At 60.1% G+C, this 19,725-nt stretch carries 19 protein-coding genes and 1 pseudogene; 7 read left to right on the forward strand and 13 right to left on the reverse strand.

Features of this window, described 5'->3' with window-relative positions:
- Positions 1 to 10 precede the first annotated feature (10 nt).
- The gene (locus ACLEXF_RS07790; protein WP_049093796.1) at positions 11 to 925 is read left to right on the forward strand and encodes a LysR substrate-binding domain-containing protein; all 915 of its coding nucleotides are present in this window, start codon (positions 11 to 13) and stop codon (positions 923 to 925) included.
- 5 nt (positions 926 to 930) lie between these two features.
- On the opposite strand, the gene ACLEXF_RS07795 is transcribed toward ACLEXF_RS07790, so the two are convergent.
- Both ACLEXF_RS07795 and ACLEXF_RS07800 read right to left on the reverse strand, forming a co-directional pair.
- Positions 931 to 1,266 (reverse strand): DUF1869 domain-containing protein, encoded by a 336-nt coding sequence (locus ACLEXF_RS07795; RefSeq protein ID WP_004203520.1) that lies wholly within the window; start codon positions 1,264 to 1,266, stop codon positions 931 to 933.
- A gap of 4 nt (positions 1,267 to 1,270) precedes the next feature.
- On the reverse strand, positions 1,271 to 1,603 hold the full coding sequence (locus tag ACLEXF_RS07800; RefSeq protein WP_004203524.1) for a DUF1971 domain-containing protein: 333 nt from the start codon (positions 1,601 to 1,603) through the stop codon (positions 1,271 to 1,273).
- On the opposite strand from ACLEXF_RS07800, the pseudogene ACLEXF_RS07805 reads away from it, so the two are divergent.
- Positions 1,602 to 1,856: pseudogene (locus tag ACLEXF_RS07805) on the forward strand (hypothetical protein). The gene ACLEXF_RS07800 and the pseudogene ACLEXF_RS07805 overlap by 2 nt on opposite strands.
- Here ACLEXF_RS07805 and ACLEXF_RS07810 read toward each other — a convergent pair.
- Entirely contained in the window at positions 1,827 to 3,737 is a 1,911-nt protein-coding gene (locus ACLEXF_RS07810; RefSeq protein ID WP_032425933.1) for a putative bifunctional diguanylate cyclase/phosphodiesterase, read from the reverse strand. The pseudogene ACLEXF_RS07805 and the gene ACLEXF_RS07810 overlap by 30 nt on opposite strands.
- 10 nt (positions 3,738 to 3,747) lie before the next feature.
- Positions 3,748 to 4,245, reverse strand: coding sequence for a molybdopterin-dependent oxidoreductase (locus ACLEXF_RS07815; protein ID WP_017899688.1), 498 nt, complete (start codon positions 4,243 to 4,245; stop codon positions 3,748 to 3,750).
- Positions 4,246 to 4,549: 304 nt separating this feature from the next.
- Here ACLEXF_RS07815 and shiA point away from each other — a divergent pair, with 304 nt between their 5' ends.
- Both shiA and ACLEXF_RS07825 read left to right on the forward strand, forming a co-directional pair.
- A complete protein-coding gene (gene shiA, locus ACLEXF_RS07820) occupies positions 4,550 to 5,869 on the forward strand; it encodes a shikimate transporter (RefSeq protein ID WP_080841673.1) in 1,320 nt (439 codons plus the stop codon).
- Between the two features lie 46 nt (positions 5,870 to 5,915).
- Positions 5,916 to 6,656 (forward strand): lipoyl protein ligase domain-containing protein, encoded by a 741-nt coding sequence (locus tag ACLEXF_RS07825; RefSeq protein WP_064794272.1) that lies wholly within the window; start codon positions 5,916 to 5,918, stop codon positions 6,654 to 6,656.
- Here ACLEXF_RS07825 and ACLEXF_RS07830 read toward each other — a convergent pair.
- On the reverse strand, positions 6,616 to 7,572 hold the full coding sequence (locus ACLEXF_RS07830; protein ID WP_023318663.1) for a LysR family transcriptional regulator: 957 nt from the start codon (positions 7,570 to 7,572) through the stop codon (positions 6,616 to 6,618). The genes ACLEXF_RS07825 and ACLEXF_RS07830 overlap by 41 nt on opposite strands.
- Positions 7,573 to 7,688: 116 nt before the next feature.
- Between ACLEXF_RS07830 and ACLEXF_RS07835 the strand changes: the two genes are divergently transcribed.
- The gene (locus ACLEXF_RS07835) at positions 7,689 to 8,078 is read left to right on the forward strand and encodes a tautomerase family protein (protein ID WP_023318664.1); all 390 of its coding nucleotides are present in this window, start codon (positions 7,689 to 7,691) and stop codon (positions 8,076 to 8,078) included.
- A gap of 21 nt (positions 8,079 to 8,099) precedes the next feature.
- On the opposite strand, the gene ACLEXF_RS07840 is transcribed toward ACLEXF_RS07835, so the two are convergent.
- Positions 8,100 to 8,831, reverse strand: coding sequence for an HPP family protein (locus tag ACLEXF_RS07840; RefSeq protein ID WP_017899693.1), 732 nt, complete (start codon positions 8,829 to 8,831; stop codon positions 8,100 to 8,102).
- A 198-nt stretch (positions 8,832 to 9,029) separates the two neighbouring features.
- Here ACLEXF_RS07840 and ACLEXF_RS07845 point away from each other — a divergent pair, with 198 nt between their 5' ends.
- Positions 9,030 to 10,139 carry an adenosylhomocysteinase gene (locus ACLEXF_RS07845; RefSeq protein WP_004203536.1) on the forward strand — a complete coding sequence of 370 codons (1,110 nt, stop codon included), beginning with the start codon at positions 9,030 to 9,032 and terminating at the stop codon, positions 10,137 to 10,139.
- A 34-nt stretch (positions 10,140 to 10,173) separates the two neighbouring features.
- Here the strand turns inward: ACLEXF_RS07845 and cobT are convergent, their stop codons facing one another.
- From cobT to dacD, 6 genes are all read right to left on the reverse strand, one after another.
- The gene (gene cobT, locus ACLEXF_RS07850) at positions 10,174 to 11,241 is read right to left on the reverse strand and encodes a nicotinate-nucleotide--dimethylbenzimidazole phosphoribosyltransferase (protein WP_043875011.1); all 1,068 of its coding nucleotides are present in this window, start codon (positions 11,239 to 11,241) and stop codon (positions 10,174 to 10,176) included.
- A gap of 27 nt (positions 11,242 to 11,268) precedes the next feature.
- Positions 11,269 to 12,009: an adenosylcobinamide-GDP ribazoletransferase gene (cobS, locus tag ACLEXF_RS07855; RefSeq protein WP_017899696.1), complete on the reverse strand. Its 741-nt coding sequence runs from the start codon at positions 12,007 to 12,009 to the stop codon at positions 11,269 to 11,271.
- A gap of 312 nt (positions 12,010 to 12,321) precedes the next feature.
- On the reverse strand, positions 12,322 to 12,645 hold the full coding sequence (locus tag ACLEXF_RS07860; RefSeq protein WP_002911883.1) for a DUF496 family protein: 324 nt from the start codon (positions 12,643 to 12,645) through the stop codon (positions 12,322 to 12,324).
- A gap of 167 nt (positions 12,646 to 12,812) precedes the next feature.
- On the reverse strand, positions 12,813 to 13,871 hold the full coding sequence (locus ACLEXF_RS07865) for an FUSC family protein (RefSeq protein ID WP_004203544.1): 1,059 nt from the start codon (positions 13,869 to 13,871) through the stop codon (positions 12,813 to 12,815).
- A 98-nt stretch (positions 13,872 to 13,969) separates the two neighbouring features.
- Positions 13,970 to 14,443: a DNA gyrase inhibitor SbmC gene (gene sbmC, locus ACLEXF_RS07870; RefSeq protein ID WP_264974681.1), complete on the reverse strand. Its 474-nt coding sequence runs from the start codon at positions 14,441 to 14,443 to the stop codon at positions 13,970 to 13,972.
- 185 nt (positions 14,444 to 14,628) lie between these two features.
- A complete protein-coding gene (dacD, locus tag ACLEXF_RS07875; protein ID WP_004203546.1) occupies positions 14,629 to 15,792 on the reverse strand; it encodes a serine-type D-Ala-D-Ala carboxypeptidase DacD in 1,164 nt (387 codons plus the stop codon).
- 180 nt (positions 15,793 to 15,972) lie between these two features.
- On the opposite strand from dacD, the gene sbcB reads away from it, so the two are divergent.
- Positions 15,973 to 17,397: an exodeoxyribonuclease I gene (gene sbcB / locus ACLEXF_RS07880; protein WP_064187759.1), complete on the forward strand. Its 1,425-nt coding sequence runs from the start codon at positions 15,973 to 15,975 to the stop codon at positions 17,395 to 17,397.
- 222 nt (positions 17,398 to 17,619) lie between these two features.
- On the opposite strand, the gene fusA is transcribed toward sbcB, so the two are convergent.
- On the reverse strand, positions 17,620 to 19,722 hold the full coding sequence (fusA, locus tag ACLEXF_RS07885) for an elongation factor G (RefSeq protein WP_004203548.1): 2,103 nt from the start codon (positions 19,720 to 19,722) through the stop codon (positions 17,620 to 17,622).
- Between the last annotated feature and the right edge of the window lie 3 nt (positions 19,723 to 19,725).

Consider the following 19,725-nt stretch of genomic DNA (forward strand, 5'->3'; position numbering starts at 1 on the left):
AAACTCAGCCATGAGAACACCCCGCCTGCCGCCGCTGGGCGCCCTGCGCGCCTTCCACGCCGTCGCCCGCCAGCGTAGTTTTAAACTGGCCGCCGGGGCGCTCGGCGTCAGCGCGACGGCGGTCAGCCATCAGATTAAACTGCTGGAATCGGTCCTGGAGTGCCGGGTCTGCGAGCGCAGCGCGCAGGGCGTCAGCCTGACCGCCGACGGCGAGATCCTCTACGCCGCCACCCAGCGCGCCTTCAGCGCCCTGGAGCAGGCCGTTGTGCAGATAGCCCAGGCCCGCCAGCCGCCATCCTTAACCGTCACCACCACCTCCAATTTTCTCACCCACTGGCTGGTGCCACGGCTGGCGGACTTCACCGCCCGCTTTCCGGCTATCGACCTGCGTCTGCACACCAGCGTCGAACGGGTGGATCTGCATCTGGGCACGGTGGACGCCGCGATTCGCTATCGCGAAACGCCCGAGCCGGATCTGTGCTGTACGCTGCTGCATGAGGATCGCTTTATCGTGGTCGCCAGCCCGACGCTGGCCCTCAGTCGGCCTGACGATCTGGCGCAAGTGACGCTATTTCACGTCGCCAACCGGCACGTACCGGCGGATTCGCCGAGCTGGGAGAACTGGCGTCGCCGCTATGGACCGCCGACGCTGAATATTGACGCGGGGTTAACATTTAGCGATGAAACCCATGCCCTGCAGGCGGCGGTGGCTGGCCAGGGGGCGGTGATCGCCAGCGAACTGCTGGCGCGGGATCTGCTGCAGCGCGGAGTGTTATCCGCGCCATTCAGCAGCGCGTTACCGGGCGCCAGTTACTACCTGGTCACCACCGAGGCGGCAGCGCAGCGGGGGGATATTATCGCGCTGCGGGAGTGGCTGGTGGGGCAGATGGCCTCGGGCGACAGCGGCCAGCCGGCAGCGGGATAGCGGCCTTACCAGCCGCAAACGTTGGTCTCTTCGTCGGACTCATAGCCGCGGACGATATTGATCAGCTCCTTCACCGCATCGGCCGCGGCGAGCGGGTCGCGCAGCGCCGCCAGCGAGGAAAAGCTTTTATCGACCGAGACGCCGTTATTGTTATTGGTGACCGTCAGCACAAACTCCCCCTCTAAATTGTCGTCCGGCAGATCGCTCAGCAGCCCATTAACGGCCTCCACCGCCTGCTGCGGAATATACAATACCATCGGTTTGAGGAATATTTTTTCTTGTTTCCGCTGAAGGCGGCCATTCTCTACCGCTAAGGTATAACCTTTATTTTCACTGTTCATGCTTTTAGCCCTCGATGAGAATATTCGGATCAACATAGAAGTCGACATTAAATACCGTGTCCTCCGACAGGGCCTCAATGCAGTGCCATTTTTCCGGCGGAAAAACGCCAAACTGGCCGGCTTCAATGGTCAGGGTTTCAACCGGCTCGGGGCTGCTCTCATCGGCATAGCCGAGATAGCGGATCGCCCCCTGCATCACCGACAGCCGGGGATAGACCCCCTGGCGGGTGCCAGCGTCCAGATGGCGGCGCCAGATAGAAGCCGGCGCGGTCTCCTTTGTCCACAGCGGCGTGCTGCGGGTATGAACGTAATGGGTGGGAATAATAATTCGCTGCATGATTGCGCCTCACTTTACCGTCGCACAGGATACGGTCAGAAATAATCGATATGATGCATATCATATACCTCTTTCAAAGGGGAAGGATATTATTTTGCTGGTGAATTTTACCTCTACTCCTTTTTATACCCCTCAGGGATTAACGCTTTGATAAAATAAAAAAGGCGATTACAGTGTCCTGAAATCGCCCCGCAATAATTATGTTAAGCCGTTTACATTTAAATTAGCGCAGCGGACTCGGTTTGCCGATTAAATAGCCCTGCACCAGGTCGCAGCCCAGCGCCTGCAGCGAGGCCAACTGCTCTTCGGTCTCCACGCCTTCAGCCACAATACGCATATGCAGGCTCTTTCCCATGCTGATAATCAGGCGCACGATATCCAGATCGTCTTTTTGCTCCGGAATATTAATAACAAACGAGCGGTCGATTTTGATTTTGTCGAACGGGAAGTAGCTTAAACGTGACAACGAAGAATAGCCGGTACCGAAGTCATCGATGGAGATTTGAATGCCCTGCTCGCGCAGCTGGCTGAGAATTTCCAGCGAACGGGTGTTCTCATTGAACACGTCCGACTCGGTGATCTCCAGATCCAACCGTCGCGGGTCGAGGCCAGTCTGCTGCAATACGCTGATAATGGTGTCGGTCAGCGAGGTGTTCATCAGCTGAATCGGCGAAACGTTGACCGAGACCTTGAGCGGCGTCGCCCAGCTGGCCGCTTCGGCACAGGCGGTTTTCAGCACCCACTCGCCGAGGGCATTGATAAGGCCGATTTTCTCTGCCACCGGGATAAACACCGTCGGCGGCACGGCGCCGCGCACCGGATGGAACCAGCGAACCAGCGCTTCGTAGCCGTAGATTTCGCGCGTGACGGTATCGGCGATCGGCTGGTAGTAGACTTTGAATTCGTCATGGGACAGGGCCTGCAGCAGATCGTCTTCAAACGATTTATTCTCCTGCAGACGCTGCAGCATCCCCGGCCGGAAGATTTGTACATGGCCGCTGCCCTCTTTTTTCGCCTCATACAGCGCGAGGTCGGCGCACTTGTACAGATAATCGGTCCGGCTTTCGCCATCAGAGATCACGATCCCGATGCAGGCGTCGATATTAATCTGCGCATCGTAGATCTGATAGGGCTGGCTGATCTTCTCCCGGATAACATTGGCCCGCTCGAGGGCCATCTCTTCGGTCAGATCGTAAGAGAGCATCGCGAACTCATCGCCGCCGAGGCGATACAGCGTCTCAGAGGTTTTACGGAAAAAAGAGAGGCGGCTGGCCAGATCCTGCAGCAGCTTATCGCCGGCGTCATGGCCGAGGGTATCGTTTACATCCTTAAAGCTGTCGAGGTCAAAAAGCATCACCACGGCGCATCCGTTATAGGGACGCACCTGATTGACGATCTCCTGCAGACGCTGCCAGAAAGAGAGACGGTTTGGCATACCGGTCAGCGAATCATGGTAGGCATCGTACTGCAGACGACGGTTCTGCACCTGCAGCTTCTCTTTCGAGGCCTGCAGATCGTTGGCCAGGGTTTTCATATGAACGTGGGCGCGCCGCAGGTTATTATTCTGCCGCAGCATCAGCAGCCCGAGGGTAATACACATGGCGATCAGCAAAATGGAGATCACCGAGTAGATATAATAGAGATGCTGAATTTTATCATGGGTGATATTAACGATATTAATATCTTGCGTCAGCGTGGCGGCCGCCATTGAGGTCAGAGGACCATCCAGCTCGCTTAACACCGGCAGGATCGCTTTAACCTGCGCCGGCGTCATGGTGTCAACTTGTTTATCAAGCAAATGGAGATTGCGGATCAGCGTGGCGACCACCGCCTTCCGCTGTTCGCTTTTATTAATAAAGCGACCCAGATCGCCCTGCTGCAGAAGTTCGATCTGGCTCATCATGATCTCGAGGCGCAGGCGCACCTCATCGTGGTCCGCCCCTTCGGCCCCAATCGCCATGCCCGCCAGACGAGACTCCAGTCGCATATATTCCGATACCATCTGCGACATTGACCACGAGTCCGTATAGCGGGTAAATTTTTGCAACTCACTTTGTCGCTCATGCACCAGATAAGTAATATATCCAGTAACAATAAACAACGACAAAATAATAGCCGTGAGTATTCGATTCAAGATCCAACCCTTACTCTATAATAATCTTAGAAACTTGCCAGGCCGATCGGGAATAATAGATCTGGTTCTGTAATTCAGCACTGCTGTCGTAAGGGTAGACGATAAATAACGGGCCTTTATCCCGAACGCGCATATATTCGCCGTTCATTTTTAACGCCATAATGACCGGGAATTTATAAAAATCGTCCATCGGGATAAGGGTGGTGTAGTCGTTGAGCGCCAGCACGCGGACGGATTGGCCTTTAGCACCGACTAAATCCATGAGTTTATTAAGGGGAATGCCATCAAAACGGACCTTCCCGGTGTACCAGGGGGTGGTAGTTTCCACCGTCTTCATACCCAGTTTTTCCAGCATCGCGAGATCAAAAACCGCCTTGTCACCGACGTTCGTATTTCCGATTTTCCCGGAAATGGTCAGTACAGGTTTTCCTGTCGGCGCAGGCAGTTTTTCAGCATAAGCAGAAGGCAACATGACAGAACAAAATAAAACTGCAAGAAGTAGACGCATTTAACTCACCATTCCAGAGAAGGAGACATGTTAAGTGTAAACCATTTACGTCAATTCTTAAAAGGTGCTCCTCTTTGTTATCCGTTGATTTAATTAAAAGTATAAGCTGGCTGGCAAATTGCCAGAATGTTTAGTAAAGGGTGTGATTTCGCCCGCCTTTCCGGCCGCTTATTTTTGCACCAGTTCTCCGCTTAGCAGGCAAACTACTTTCCTCCACGGCCGCCGCGCGGTAGTCTCAGAGCAGACGCAATGCTAAAAGCGTCTCATTCCAATAACAACGAATATGTGACTGACAGGACAGGGTATGGATTCAACAATAAGCGTGCAGCCCGACGAGGCGCCGGATTCGCTGCATCGGGCCCGGCGGGCGGCATGGGGCAGCTTTGCCGGCGCCGTGGTCGACTGGTACGATTTTCTTCTCTATGGCATTACCGCCGCGCTGGTGTTCAACCGCGAATTTTTCCCGCAAATCAGCCCGGCGATGGGCACCCTTGCCGCATTTGCCACCTTCGGCGTCGGGTTTCTTTTCCGCCCGCTGGGCGGGATTATCTTTGGCCACTTCGGCGACCGTCTCGGACGCAAGCGGATGCTGATGATGACCGTCTGGATGATGGGTATCGCCACCGCCTGCATCGGCCTGCTCCCGTCGTTCAGCCAGATCGGCTGGTGGGCGCCGGTGCTGCTGGTATTCCTGCGGGCGGTTCAGGGCTTTGCCGTCGGCGGCGAATGGGGCGGCGCGGCGCTGCTCTCGGTGGAGAACGCTCCGAAGGGAAAAAAAGCCTTTTACAGCAGCGGCGTGCAGGTGGGCTACGGCGTCGGCCTGCTGCTCTCCACCGGGCTGGTATCGCTGATCAGCAGCCTGACCACCGACGAGCAGTTTCTCAGCTGGGGCTGGCGCTTACCCTTCCTGTTCAGCGTGGCGCTGGTCCTGATTGCGCTGTGGATCCGTAACGGTATGGCCGAATCGCAGGAGTTTGAGGCCCAGCAGAGCCAGGCCAACGCGCCGCAGGTGAAAAAGCGGCTGCCGGTGGTGGAAGCCCTGCTTCGCCATCCCGGGGCGTTTTTACTGATTATTGCCCTGCGGTTGTGCGAACTGCTGACCATGTATATCGTTACCGCCTTCGCCCTCAATTACTCAACGCAAAACCTCGGCCTGCCGCGTGAGCTGTTTCTCAACATCGGCCTGCTGGTGGGCGGCCTCAGCTGTCTGACTATCCCCTGCTTCGCCTGGCTGGCAGACCGCTTTGGCCGTCGGCGGATCTACATTACCGGGGCGCTAATCGGCACGCTGAGCGGTTTCCCGTTCTTTATGGCGCTGGAGAGTCAGTCCGTTTTCTGGATCCTGTTTTTCGCCCTGATGCTGGCCAATATCGCTCATGATATGGTGGTCTGCGTCCAGCAGCCGATGTTTACCGAGCTGTTCGGCGCCAGCTATCGCTATAGCGGCGCCGGCGTCGGCTACCAGGTAGCGAGCGTAGTCGGCGGCGGCTTTACGCCGTTTATCGCCGCGGCGCTGGTCACCTTCTCCGGGGGAGCCTGGCACAGCGTGGCCCTCTATCTGACCGCGGGATGCCTGCTGTCAGCACTCACCGCGCTGCTGATGAAAAAACATACCGTCGACTGACCAGCCTTCGGAGGGCGCGACCCGCGCCCTCCGGTAAGGAGAATGCATGTCTTTATTGCCCCTGGCCGACTGCTGGCCACGCCGCTTTACCCCCGCCTCGCTGGCGCTGCAGTTTTGCGAGGACCCCACCCTGGCAGAACAGCCGCTGTTTGCCAAAGCCTGCGCCGGCGAGGCCGTCGCCCAGCTCTGGCAGGCGCCGCAGGGATTCGTGGTGCCGGGGAGCTATCGTCAGTTTGCGGACCTGCCGGCGGTCAGCGCGCATTTTGCCGGGCGGGGCTGGCCGGTATGGCTCCGCCGCTCCGGGGGCGGTCTGGTGCCCCAGGGGCCGGGGATTATCAACCTCAGCCTCGCCTGGCCGGTGCAGCAGCCGCTCGGCGAAGCCGCCGAACCCATCTATCACTCGCTGTGCGCTGTGCTTCAGCGCACCCTCGCGCGCTTCGGCGTTGCCAGCCACCCCCGGGCGGTGAGCGGTTCCTTTTGCGATGGCCGGTATAACCTCGCCTGCGGGGAGGGAGAGGCGGCGCGTAAGATTGTCGGTACCGCCCAGTACTGGCGGCCGCTGACGGCGAGCGGCGGCCATGTGGTGCTGGCCCATGCGGTGATCCTTATTGACGCCGACCTTAGCGCGGCGCATCAGGCGGCGAACGCCTTCGAAGCGCAGCTTGGCAGCGGGCGGGTCTACCGCGCCGACAAAACTGTCACCCTGGCGCAGTTGCTTCCCGGCGAGCGCCATCTGCTCCCCCGATTCAGCGAGGCGCTGGCGCGGGAGCTGGACGCGGCTCGCTGAAGGTCGCTTTCAGGTAGCGGCTGAAGGTCTCCACCGCGCGCGACACCCGCGGAGTATAGGGCCGGATGACGTATAGCCGATCGGCGAACACTTCCACCGGCTGCCACGCCGGCAGCAGCTCCTGCACCTGCCCGCGGCCGATGGCCTCCCGGGCGCTAAAATCCGGCAGCAGCGCCACCCCCAACCCCGCCAGCACCGCATCGCGCAGCGACTCGCTGTTGTTGGTGGCGAACGGCCCCTGCACGTTGATGGTCACCCGTTCATCGGGCGTCTGGCGGGAGGCAAACGTCCACTGCGGGCGCTGGGGCCCACGGGGGTAGGTCAGGCACTGGTGATGACGCAGATCGTCAGGCGTCTCGGGGCGGCCATGGCGGCGGATATAGTCGGCGGACGCGACGATCAGCGTCGCGGTGTGGCACAGCGGCCAGGCGACGTGGGTGTCCGGGAGCGCCTCGCGCCGACAGTGGCGGATGGCGAGGTCGAACCCTTCGCTGCCGAGAGAGACCAGCCGGTCGGTCACCTCCAGCTGCAGATGCAGCTGGGGATGCTGATGCAAAAAGGGCGCGATCGCCGGCACCAGCTGTTGACGGGAAAAAGCCACCGGCGCGGTCAGGCGCAGCGTCCCCCGCAGCGGCCCGCCCTCATCGCAAGCGCCGGTGAAAATATCCCGCAGCTGGCCAAACGGCTCATTGAGCTCCGCCACCAGCCGCAGCCCGTCGTCGCTGAGGCTGACGCTGCGGGTGGTGCGATGGACCAGCGTTTTACCGGTCACCCGCTCCAGCTCGCTGATTTTCTGGCTGATGGCCGACTTGCTGATCCCCAGCTTTTCCGCGGCCCGGGTATAGCTTTTCTGCTCTTCCAGCACCGTTAGCCAGTAGAGATGGGCCCAGTAACTCTCCGGACGACTCTCGCTCATGTTGATTGTTCACCAGTAAAAACAATGTATTCAACTATAGCGGCTTTTGCCCGCGACGGCATCGGCTAGCATCTTTATCAGACCGCGATTATTGCCTAACGATAAGGAACACCTGCATGCCATTACTGACATTTGACCTGATAGAAGGCCGTACGGAACAGGAGATCAGAACCCTGCTGGATGCCGCTCATCGCGCCGTGCTGCGCGCCTTCGAGGTACCGGAACGCGACCGCTACCAGATTGTTCACGAAAACAAAGTCCACCATATGGTGATTGAAGATACCGGCCTCGGACTGACCCGCACGCGGGATCTGGTGGTGGTGCGGGTCTATACCAGCCCGCGCAGCGACGCGCAGAAGCAGCGCTTCTTCGCCATATTGCAGGAGGAGCTGGCGGAGCACTGCGGCCTGAGCGGCGATGATCTGATGGTGTCGATTATCAGCAACCAGAAAGGCGACTGGAGCTTTGGCCGCGGGGTCGCCCAGTATCTTACCGGCGATCTCTAACCCGCGGCCGGGAGAGCGCTGTCAGCGGCGGCCAGCCGCCGCGATGCGCTGGCGCGCCTGCTGTTCGATATTTTCCAGCAGTTCCTGGACATCGTCTTCGTCAATGTCGAGGAACTGTCCTTCCAGCAGCGCGGCGTGAATATCTTCCCGGGTAACCGAAATGCCCAGCGGCACCGTCCGGGATTTGACCTCCTCTGCCGCCAGCGGATGGGGGTAGCGGCGGCCAACCAGATTGTTAAACACGATGGCCAGCAGCGCCAGCATCAGGGAGTTGAGCAGCACCGGCGTCAGCACAAAGTGATAGCCTTCGCTGTGCACCCCGGCGCCGCCGAGGATCGCCGTCAGGGCCACCGCGCCGCCGGGAGGATGCAGGCAGCGCAGAAAATACATTCCGGCGATGGCCAGCGCCGCCGCCAGCCCGCAGGCCAGCGCCGGGTCGGGCACCAGCATACCCACCGTGACGCCGATCAGCGCCGACAGCACATTGCCGCCGACAATCGACCACGGCTGCGCCAGCGGACTGCTCGGCACGCCAAACAGGAGTACCGCCGAGGCGCCCATGGGGGCAATAAACCACAGGTTAACTTCGCCCAGCAGCCAGTGGCTGAACATGCTGGTCACCGCCAGGCCGGTGCCGGCGCCGATGGATCCCAGCACAATATGCCGTCGAGCCACCGGCAGCGCATGCGGCTTCAACCGCCCAAGGAAAATCCGCAGCCGTGAAAACAGGCCCGCGGGAATGACACTCAACATCGCTTTATCGCTCAGATCATAGGAATAACTTATATTTTATTTTCTTTTTTTAACCTTACATTAACAACCCTGTATTTCGCAGGGGATCGCACGGGCGGCGATTTCCAGGCGGCACAGGGCTGTGAATTCTCGCCCGGACTGATAGAATCCCTTTTCTGTCAGGGGGATACCCCTTTGCGAACTGAAGGTCATAACCCAGTGAATAATAAAATCTCTTTAGCGAAAGAAGTGGCATGGGCCAGCCAGAATATGCCGCGTACCCTGCGCCAGGTCGCCGCCCTGCCCGACCTCAGCGGCGTCCGCCTGGCCTGCTGTATGCACCTCGACATGAAAATGATCCCGCTGGTGCAGGGGATCCTCGACAAGGGCGCTCAGGTCTTTTTAACCACCTGTAACCCCACCACCGTGCAGGACGACGTGGTGGCCTGGCTGGTGGAGCGTGGCGCCGAGGCCTGCGCCTGGCGCAATATGAGCGATGCCGACTGGCAACAGTCATGGGAAAAAGCGATCGCCTGGCAGCCGACTCACCTGTGCGAAATGGGAGCCGATATCACCACCCTCCTCCACCAGCGCGGCGAGTTCGGCAACATCGTGGCGGGTCTGGAAGCCACCGGCTCCGGCGTCAATCGGCTGGGGGATATTCAGCCCGGCTATCCGATCTTTAACTGGGACGATCTGCCGGTCAAAGAGGGGCTGCATAACCGCCATATGGTCGGACTTACCGCCTGGCATACCTTCTTCCAGACCACTCATCTCACCCTGCATGAGAAAAAAGTGCTGGTCATCGGCTACGGCCTGGTTGGCCAGGGCGTCGCGGCGGCGGCAAAAGCTTTTGGCGGCCAGGTGATGGTGGCGGAGATCGATCCTGCCCGTCGACTGCAGGCGGCCTATGACGGCTGGCACGTGGTCGATCTCCAGGAGGCTATCGCCTCGGCGGACGTGGTCGCCACGGCGACAGGCGGTAAAAACGTGGTTAATCGCCAGGCGCTGGACCGGGCGAAAGCGGGAGTGTTTATCCTTAACGTCGGCCACGTGGCGGAAGAGATCGACGGCGAATACCTACGCCAGTATCCTCAGGAAGAGGTGATGCCGTATATCAACGCCTACCGCATGGCTGACAAAACCGTCTACCTGATGGCCAATGGCTCGATGCTCAACCTGACCGCCGGCTTCGGCGACAGCCTGAACGCCTTTGACGTCACCCTGGCGGTGATGGCCAGCGGTATCGGCCATATTGTCAGCGACGGTATGCGCGCCCCGGCGCAGGTTTACCTGCTACCGCAGGCGGTCTGGCAGCAGGCGCTGTAAACCCGGCGCATCGTCGAAACGATGCGCTTTATCATCAGGACGTTGGCGCGCTATCGGGCAGCACAATGTTGCTCTGCGCCAGGGTCCCCATCTGGTGGTACATCGCGCTGGCGGCATCCAGCAAGTGCATGGCCAGCGCAGCGCCGCTGCCCTCACCCAGGCGCATGTCCATATCGAGATACGGGCGCAGACCCAGCGCGTCGAGGGCGATCCGCGCCCCTTTCTCCGCCGACAGGTGCGAAGGGATAAGATACGGGTGCGCCGCCGGGGCCATGCGGCAGGCCGCCAGAGCCGAAGCGTAGGAGAGGAAACCATCCAGCACCACCGGCAGACCGCAGGAAGCCGCCCCGAGGATCACCCCGCTCATGCCCACCAGATCAAAACCGCCCACCTTCGCCAGCACGTCCAGCCCGTCCGCCGGGTTCGGCTGGTTATAAGCGATCGCCTGGCGCACCACCGCCACCTTATGGCCTCGCTGCGCCAGCGGCAGATTGGCCCCGCAGCCCACCACCGCGTCGGGGTCGCTGCCGGTCAGGACGCTGATCGTCGCTGCCGCCGGGGTGGTATTGGCCATACCCAGCTCTCCCACGCCAAAGACTTTCACTCCGTCGGCGGCGAGCTGGCGGGTGAAACGCATGCTGGCCAGCAGCACCGTCTCCGCCTGCTGACGGCTCATCGCCGCCGTCCGGGCGATATTCCCGCTACCGCGGGCCACCTTGAGGTTGATCAGGCCCGGCAGCGGCTCGGCGTCGATGCCGACATCCACCACCTCCACTCTCACCCCAGCCTGCGCCGCCAGCACGCAAACCCCGGTGTTGCCCCGTACCATATTGCCGGCATGAATGGCCGTCACCGCCTGCGGCGAAGGGGTCACGCCTTCATGCCAGACGCCGTGGTCGGCGCACATGACCACGATGGCTTTATCGCTCAGCGCCAGCTGCCCCTGCAGCCCCGGCAGACCGGCCAGCTGCACCGCCAGGCTCTCCAGACGGCCAAGGCTGCCGGGCGGCTTTAACAGGCCGTCAATATGCTGCTGCGCGCGCGCCATGCCCGCCACATCGGGCTGCGGAATGGCAGCCAGTAACGCCGAAAGTGTTTCCATTCTGTTCCTCACCGTGGATGCCAGGCCTTACAGTAGCGCCAGTAAAAAGAATAATTCGCCCAGCTCGATCGCCGCTCCGAGGGTATCCCCGGTCTGCCCGCCGAGGGTGCGCTTCAGCGCCCACCCCAGGCCCCCGATCAGCACCAGGGCGATCAGCGCGGCGCGCAGCCCCTGCAGCCCCAGCAGGGCGGTGGCCAGCGCGATCGCTATCGCCAACGTCGTTAGCGTCTGCTGCAGGCTAATCTTGCCAATAAACAGATTGCCCAACCCTTTTTCCCGCGCATAGCGATGGCGATACATCAGCAGTACCGCCATCCCGCGACCGACGGCGCAGGCCGCCGCCAGCGCCGCGATGGGGTTGACATCGCGCAGCAGCAGTTCGCCGACCACCAGCACCTTGGCCACCAGCACAAAAATCAGCGCCAGACCGCCGTGGGTCCCCAGCCGGCTGTCGCGCATGATCTCCAGCATCCGATCGCGGGTGCGGGCGGAGAAGATGCCGTCGCAGGTATCGGCCAGCCCGTCAAGATGAAATCCGCCGGTGAGCAGCGCCAGCGCCAGCGCGCCGAACAGCGCCGCCAGCGGGACGCCGCACCATGGCTGCAGGAGGTACACCACCGCGCCGGCGATGGCGCCGAGCAGTAAACCGACCAGCGGGAAGGTAACGATACTGCGCTGGTACTGTTCGATCTCCAGGCCCTGGGATAACCGCGCCGGGACCGGCAGACGGCTGATAAACGAGAGTGCAGCAAAGAATGACTTAATCACGTGGGGTTGACTCCTGTCGGCGAAAGCAGCGGAAGAGTTCTGTCGCGCCCGGTCAGCACCTGAGTTTGTCTTCTGGCGAATCGATCGTCGGAGAGGTGAGAGGTGTTGAGATATCGCCCTGACGCCGCTGCGTCAGATGCCCGGCCAGGATGAGAGAAACCTTTCCGATATCAATACGTTTTCGCGGGGCAGTATAGCAAAGAGTCGGTGAGGAGAGGCAGTTGCCGGGACAAAGTTTTCGCAGAAATATGCGTTGAGGAGATGGTAGTGCTGAACAGTCCGGCGACGCTGACCGCCGCCGGACAGCAGGCATTAGCCTTCGACTTTGGCTTCGCCCATCACTTTCAGTTTTTTGGAGATGTCGCGACGCTCTTTGGACAGCTCGGCATTCTTGATGATGTAGTCGTCAACGCGGTCTTCGTAATCGCTCTTCATGCTGGCGATGATGCCCTGGATGGCTTCCACGCTCATGCCCGGCTTGATGTAGTCGCTGAGGTTGTCCAGCAGCAGAACGCGCTTCTGGTTATCACGGATCTTTTTCTCAACGTCCTGAATTTCACGCTGCAGTTTGTTCTTACGACGGTACAGACGAACAAACTCCAGTACGTCCTGGAAAGAAGGCTTAGTTGTTTCCATTTTTACACCCCTAATAATTGAGATTCGGATTCGTAAAGCGACTGCGTTATAGGGCTAACATAACTGCTAGCAGTCGCTGATGACAATGTTTTTTCCTTTGCGTTTATCATAACCCTAAACGCTGCTGAATCGAAACAACCCATGCAGTTACCCGGCGCATCTGGTGCTTATTTGCGCAATGCGCGGCAGATCAGATGCGACAGCAGCTCCAGCTGGCGTGCCAGTTCAATAGAGAGCCAAACATAGCCATGGATCGGGGTTTCCGCCAGGCTGTCGTCCCCCTGCTCTTTCATCAGCTGGCGCAGTTCGAGGACAATCTCATTCAGCTTTTCATTGTTGGCGCGCACAGGCTGAGGGTTTCCTTCGTACAGCGCGTGGGCGATGGCCAACAGCGTCTGCTGGGTCATCTGCTGCGTCTCGCGCAGGGTGTGCGCATTGAGCATCACGAAGTGACCCGGACGGGTTGCCCACCAGGCGTTGATCTGCAGCTCCAGCATGCACACGAGGTTGCGGCTGACGGTCTGGATAGCCTCGAAGATCGCCTTCTGGATATGCGTCTCTTTGCTGGCGGGAGTGATCAGCCCGCGCATTTTGACGACGTCGTTGAGCGCCTGCTGAAGATGTTTTTCCAGCCGCGGCCGATCCACCAGATTTGGCGAGAAGCCGGCCTGGTAGAGGCGGTTGAAGTTGGTGACGTAGCTGGCCATCTGGATACGCCAGTGGATAAACGCCCGCTGCGGCCAGATACCGGTAAACAGCATTGCCAGCAGCGAACCGAAGATCACGTCGCCGCTTCGCCACAGCGCGGTATGCATATCGCCGGGCGGCGCCCCGACCACCACCGACAGGGTAATGCCGATCAGCAGCGCCTGATAGGGTTTCTTGCCCAGCGCCAGCCAGCCGCAGAGGAACATTGCCGCCGCGCACCAGAGGACCATCAGCGGCAGGGAGATAAGCTCAAGCTTCAGCGCCACCAGCCCCAGCGCCGAGCCGAGGATCGTGCCGCCGATGCGCTGAAACGCCCGCGGCACGACGTTGCCCCAGAAGGAGATCGGCCCCATCACCACCACCAGGGTGATGAGAGGCCAGGTCCCCTCGGGCACGTTCAGCAGCCGCACCAGCAAAAAGGTGAGCACAAAGGCCAGCGCAATCCGCACACCATGCACCACCCGATAATGGCGATACAAGCGGATCTCAAATGGCTTGAGTGATTTATCAGCGCGCACAACCCTCTCCGGCAAAACGAAAAGGCCAATTGTAACTGCTATTTCGCCCGGAGCATGCCGGGAATGTAAAAATCCTTGTCCGGAACAGGGGTAAACCGCTACGACGCGACGCGCTCAACGGGGACATACATGTCGATATCCCAGTAGCCGTCGTGGTTGCCATCGTTGAGATAGATCTCAAAACAGGGCCTGGGGGCCACGCGATGCGTTGTGCTCTGCAGCAGACTGTCGAAAAACTGCATCCACGGGGTGGCGAAGTCGTAATCCACCACTCGCGCGCGGGCGCAGGCGTAATCCCCGCCGGCAATTGCCGCCAGTATCACCCCTTCGCTGTTGGTGGGAATGACGTAATCCTCGTCAACGGCGACCACGGTGGCGCAGCGTAGTTTTTCCGCTGGCACGTCCTCCGGGTTATCGTAGTAGACGGCAAGCCACTCGCGGGCGGGCACCTGATGGTTCTCAACCCACATCATCAGTTGCTCAAACCCCTGCTTGACGGTTTGATCCCAGGGCCCGACCAGATGGAAACCGGCAATGGTTTTCTTGCCGAGGGTGGTGACGCTGTAGTTCATCTTGCCTCCTTTGTGAACAAATTACTGTATAAATGTACAGTTAATCTAGCAGGAGATCCCCCCTCAGTATGTGCGCGAATTCACAGAGTCGCCATTGCGGCTGATGAAAAAAACGGCGATTTTGTCGCCGCGTCTGCCGGGCGGTAGCCGAAAAAAAACCGCCTGCAAAGAGGCGGTTATCATGGTTACAGCTCGTGGTGCAGGTAATCGCTCATTCGCGAGAACACCCCGCCTTTATTGATGCTTTCGAGGGTGACCAGCGGATAGTGGCCCACGACCTTGTCGCCGTCATACAGCGAAATCTCGCCGACCCGCTGGTTGGCGGCGATCGGCGCCTCCAGATCCTTTTTATCCAGCACGTATTTCGCCTTAATCCGCGATACTTCCGCCTTCGGCAGCGCTAACCAGAAATCTTGATCGGTGCCGAGCTTAATCTGCTCTTTATCGCCGTACCAGATGCGCTCAGTGCCGACCTTCTGCCCTTTCTGCAGCACTTGCACGGTGTCGAAGTTCTGCTGACCCCAGTGCAGCAGTTTCGCGGCCTGCTGCTCGCGGCCTTTCGGGCTGTCGGCCCCCATCACCACGGCGATCAGCCGGCGCTGACCGTCCACCGCCGAGGCGATCAGGTTGAACCCGGCGCCCGATGTGTGGCCGGTTTTCAGGCCATCGACGTTCATGGTTTTATCCCACAGCAGACCGTTCCGGTTTTGCTGGGTAATGCCGTTCCACGTCAGGCTTTTCTGGCTGTACATGTGGTAGACGTCAGGCTCGCCATGGATAATCGCCCGCGACAGCACCGCCAGGTCATAGGCCGAACTGTGCTGGCCCGGGGCATCGAGGCCGTGGACGGTTTCGAAATGGGTGTCCTGCAGATGCAGTTTTTCGACATACTGATTCATCAGGGCGACAAACTGCGGCTGACCGCCGGCGACATAGTCGGCCAGCGCGACGCAGGCGTCGTTGCCGGAGTCGACAATCAGCCCACGGCTGAGGTCGCGGACGCTGACGCGGTCCCCTGGCTTTAAGAACATCAGGGATGACCCGTCGAACACCGGGTTGCCCTTCGCCCAGGCGTCTTTACCCACGGTGACGATATCATCAAAGGTGATACGATGGCTGTCGATGGCACGATCGACCACGTAGCCGGTCATCAGTTTGGTCAGGCTGGCAGGATTACGCTGCTGATGTTCGTTACCCGCGGTCAGCACCTGACCGGTGGTGTAATCCATCAGCACCCAGGAGCCAGCCTGAATGGAAGGCGGCGCGACCGTAGCAGGTAAGTCGACGGCAAATGCGCAGGAAACGCTCGAAGCGAGCAAAGATACAGCAATAAACAAACGGCCTTTCAACGGCATATCCTCTAGATTTACAGATCCGCCGTCCTTTTTACGGAACTTCGCGTTTCATATCAGGGTTTAATTGCAAGAAAATATGACACAGCAGAGGAAGTTGCTTGCCGTTACCCTTCTGATGACCGGGCAAATCGTTTACCATACCGGTCGCACGCCACCACGGATAATGAACAGACTATGCAAGATAGCGTCAACCAGCCCGGATTTTTATTCCACGATTATGAAACCTTCGGCTCCAGCCCTTCCCTTGACCGGCCGGCGCAGTTCGCCGCCATCCGCACCGACGCGGAGTTAAACGTGCTCGGCGAGCCCGAGGTGTTTTACTGCAAGCCCGCTGACGATTATCTGCCGCAGCCGCAGGCGGTGATGATCACCGGGATCACCCCGCAGGAAGCGCTGGCCAAAGGGGATAACGAGGCCGCGTTTGCCCGCCGCATCCACGATCTGTTCACGGTGCCGCAGACCTGCATCGTCGGCTATAACAACGTGCGCTTTGACGACGAAGTGACGCGGAATATCTTCTATCGCAACTTCTATGACCCTTATGCCTGGAGCTGGCAGCACGATAACTCGCGCTGGGATCTGCTCGACGTGATGCGCGCCTGCTATGCCCTGCGTCCGGAAGGGATCGTCTGGCCGGAGAATGACGAGGGTCTGCCGAGCTTCCGGCTTGAACATCTGACCGTCGCCAACGGTATTGAACACCAGAACGCCCATGACGCGATGGCCGACGTTTACGCCACCATCGCCATGGCGAAGCTGGTGAAAACCCGGCAGCCGCGGCTGTTTGACTATCTCTACAGCCACCGCAATAAGCGCAAGCTGGCGACGCTCATCGACGTGCCGCAAATGAAGCCGCTGGTGCATGTCTCCGGCATGTTCGGCGCCGCGCGCGGCAACACCAGCCTGGTGGCGCCCCTGGCCTGGCATCCGGAAAACCGCAATGCGGTGATCATGGTCGATCTGGCGGGCGATATGGCGCCGCTGCTGGAGCTGGATGCCGACGCCCTGCGCGAGCGGCTTTACACCCCGCGCGCCGAGCTTGGCGATCTGCCGGCGGCGCCGATTAAGCTGGTGCATTTGAACAAATGTCCGGTGCTGGCCCAGGCCAATACCCTGCGCCCGCAGGATGCCGACCGGCTGGGGATCTCCATTCAACGCTGTCTGGAGAATGCCCAGCTGCTGCGGGCGAATCCGCAGGTGCGGGAGAAAGTGGTGGCGGTGTATGCCGAGGCCGAGCCGTTCGTGCCGTCCGAAAACGTCGACGCCCAGCTTTACAATGGGTTCTTTAGCGATGCCGACCGCGCGGCGATGAAAATCGTGCTGGAAACCGAACCGCGCAATCTGCCGGCGCTGGATATCACCTTCGCCGACAAGCGCATCGAACGCCTGCTGTTTAACTACCGGGCGCGCAACTTCCCCGGCACGCTCGATGAACATGAGCAGCAGCGCTGGTTAGAGCACCGTCGTCAGGTATTTACGCCTGAGTTTTTGCAGGCCTATGCCGATGAGCTGCAGATGCTGTATCAGCAGTATGCGGATGATAAAGAGAAGCTGGCGCAGCTGAAGGCGCTGTGGCAGTACGCGCAGGATATTGTCTGATTGGCTGAAATTCCCGGGTTGCGGCTAACGCCTTACCCGGGCTACAAACGATGACCGGGGAGGACGCCTGACCGTAGGCCCGCGCAAGCGCAGCGCCGCCGGGCATTGCCTCCCCAGTTCGTGCTTACCTTTTTGGCCGGTGGCGGCTTCGCCTTACCGGGCCTGGACGCTGGTACCAGAGTAGCCCGGGTAAGGCGCTAGCCGCTACCCGGGATGACTGGCTTAACTTTTCGCACGGCTGGCGATGATTTCATCCGCTACGTTACGCGGCGCTTCCGCGTAGTGGTGGAACTCCATGCTGTAGGTTGCTCGTCCCTGAGACATCGAGCGCAGCGTGGTGGAATAACCAAACATCTCCGCCAGCGGCACATCGGCGCGGATGATCTGGCTGCCGAAGCGCTCTTCCATCCCCTGCACCATCCCGCGACGGGAAGAGAGATCGCCCATGATATTCCCGGCGTACTCTTCCGGCGTCTCCACCTCCACGTGCATCACCGGCTCAAGGATCACCGGGTCCGCTTTGCGCGCCCCTTCCCGGAAGCCGAAGATCGCCGCCATGCGGAACGCCATTTCCGAGGAGTCCACGTCGTGGTACGACCCGAAGGTCAGGGTCGCTTTCACGTCAACCACCGGATAGCCCGCCAGCACGCCGGTGCCCATCGCTTCGCGCAGCCCTTTCTCCACGGAAGGGATGTACTCGCGCGGCACCACGCCGCCTTTGGTGGCGTCCTCGAAGACGAATCCGCTGCCCGGCTCCAGCGGCTCCAGGGTCAGCACGACGTGCCCGTACTGCCCTTTGCCGCCGGACTGGCGCACAAATTTGCCTTCCACGTCCGTCACTTTCTTGCGCAGGGTTTCGCGGTAGGTGACCTGCGGACGACCAATGTTGGCCTCAACGCCAAACTCGCGCTTCATCCGGTCGACAATGATCTCCAGATGCAGCTCGCCCATGCCGGAGATAATCGTCTGGCCGGACTCTTCATCGGTATGCAGACGGAACGACGGATCTTCCGCCGCCAGCCGCTGCAGCGCGATGCCCATTTTCTCCTGGTCCGCTTTGGTCTTCGGCTCAATCGCCAGCGAAATCACCGGCTCCGGAAACTCCATCCGTTCGAGGGTAATGATCGCATCCGGATCGCACAGCGTATCGCCGGTAGTGACATCCTTCAGCCCAACGCAGGCCGCGATATCCCCGGCGTGCAGTTCGTCAACTTCGTGGCGATCGTTGGCCTGCATCAGCACGATACGTCCGATGCGCTCTTTCTTGCCCTTCACCGGGTTCCACACCGCATCGCCTTTCTTCAGCGTCCCGGAGTAGACGCGGATAAAGGTCAGCTGGCCGACGTAGGGGTCGGTCATCAGTTTGAACGCCAGCGCCGACAGCGGCTCATCGTCGCTCGGATGGCGTTCCGCCGGCTGGCCTTTCTCATCCACGCCCTGTATCGCCGGAATATCCAACGGCGACGGCATCAGCTCCACCACCGCATCGAGCATGCGCTGCACGCCTTTGTTTTTAAAGGCGCTCCCGCAGAGCACCGCCTGGATTTCGCCCTTCACCGTGCGCTGGCGCAGACCGGCGACGATCTCCGCCTCGTCCAGCTCGCCGGTTTCGAGGTATTTATCCATCAGCGCGTCGCTGGCTTCCGCCGCCGCCGAGACCATTTTCTCCCGCCACTCGCGGGCAGTCGCCAGCAGATCGTCAGGGACCGGCCCGTAGCTGAAGGTCATGCCCTGAGTGGCGTCATCCCACAGGATGGCGCGCATTTTCACCAGGTCGACGACGCCGGTGAAGTGCTCTTCGGCGCCAATGGGGATGACAATCGGCACCGGGTTGGCCTTCAGGCGGTCGATCATCATCTGCACCACGCGGAAGAAATCCGCCCCGGGGCGGTCCATCTTGTTGACGAAGGCCAGCCGCGGGACATGGTATTTATTCGCCTGGCGCCAGACGGTCTCCGACTGGGGCTGCACCCCGCCGACAGAGTCGTACACCATCACTGCGCCGTCGAGCACGCGCATGGAACGTTCCACCTCAATGGTGAAGTCCACGTGCCCCGGGGTGTCGATGATATTGATCCGGTGCGGCTCGAAGCTGCGGTCCATACCCGGCCAGAAGCAGCTCACCGCCGCCGAGGTAATGGTGATCCCGCGCTCCTGCTCCTGGGCCATCCAGTCGGTGGTTGCCGCGCCATCGTGTACTTCACCCAGCTTATGGCTCATCCCGGTGTAAAACAGGATGCGCTCGGTAGTGGTGGTTTTACCGGCATCGATATGCGCGGAGATACCGATGTTGCGATAACGTTCGAGGGGGATGGGTCGGGGCATGAT

Origin of the sequence: Klebsiella pneumoniae complex sp. WS1778 (assembly GCF_049472055.1) — a bacterium.
In the GTDB taxonomy this organism is placed as follows: Bacteria; Pseudomonadota; Gammaproteobacteria; order Enterobacterales; family Enterobacteriaceae; genus Klebsiella; species Klebsiella quasipneumoniae.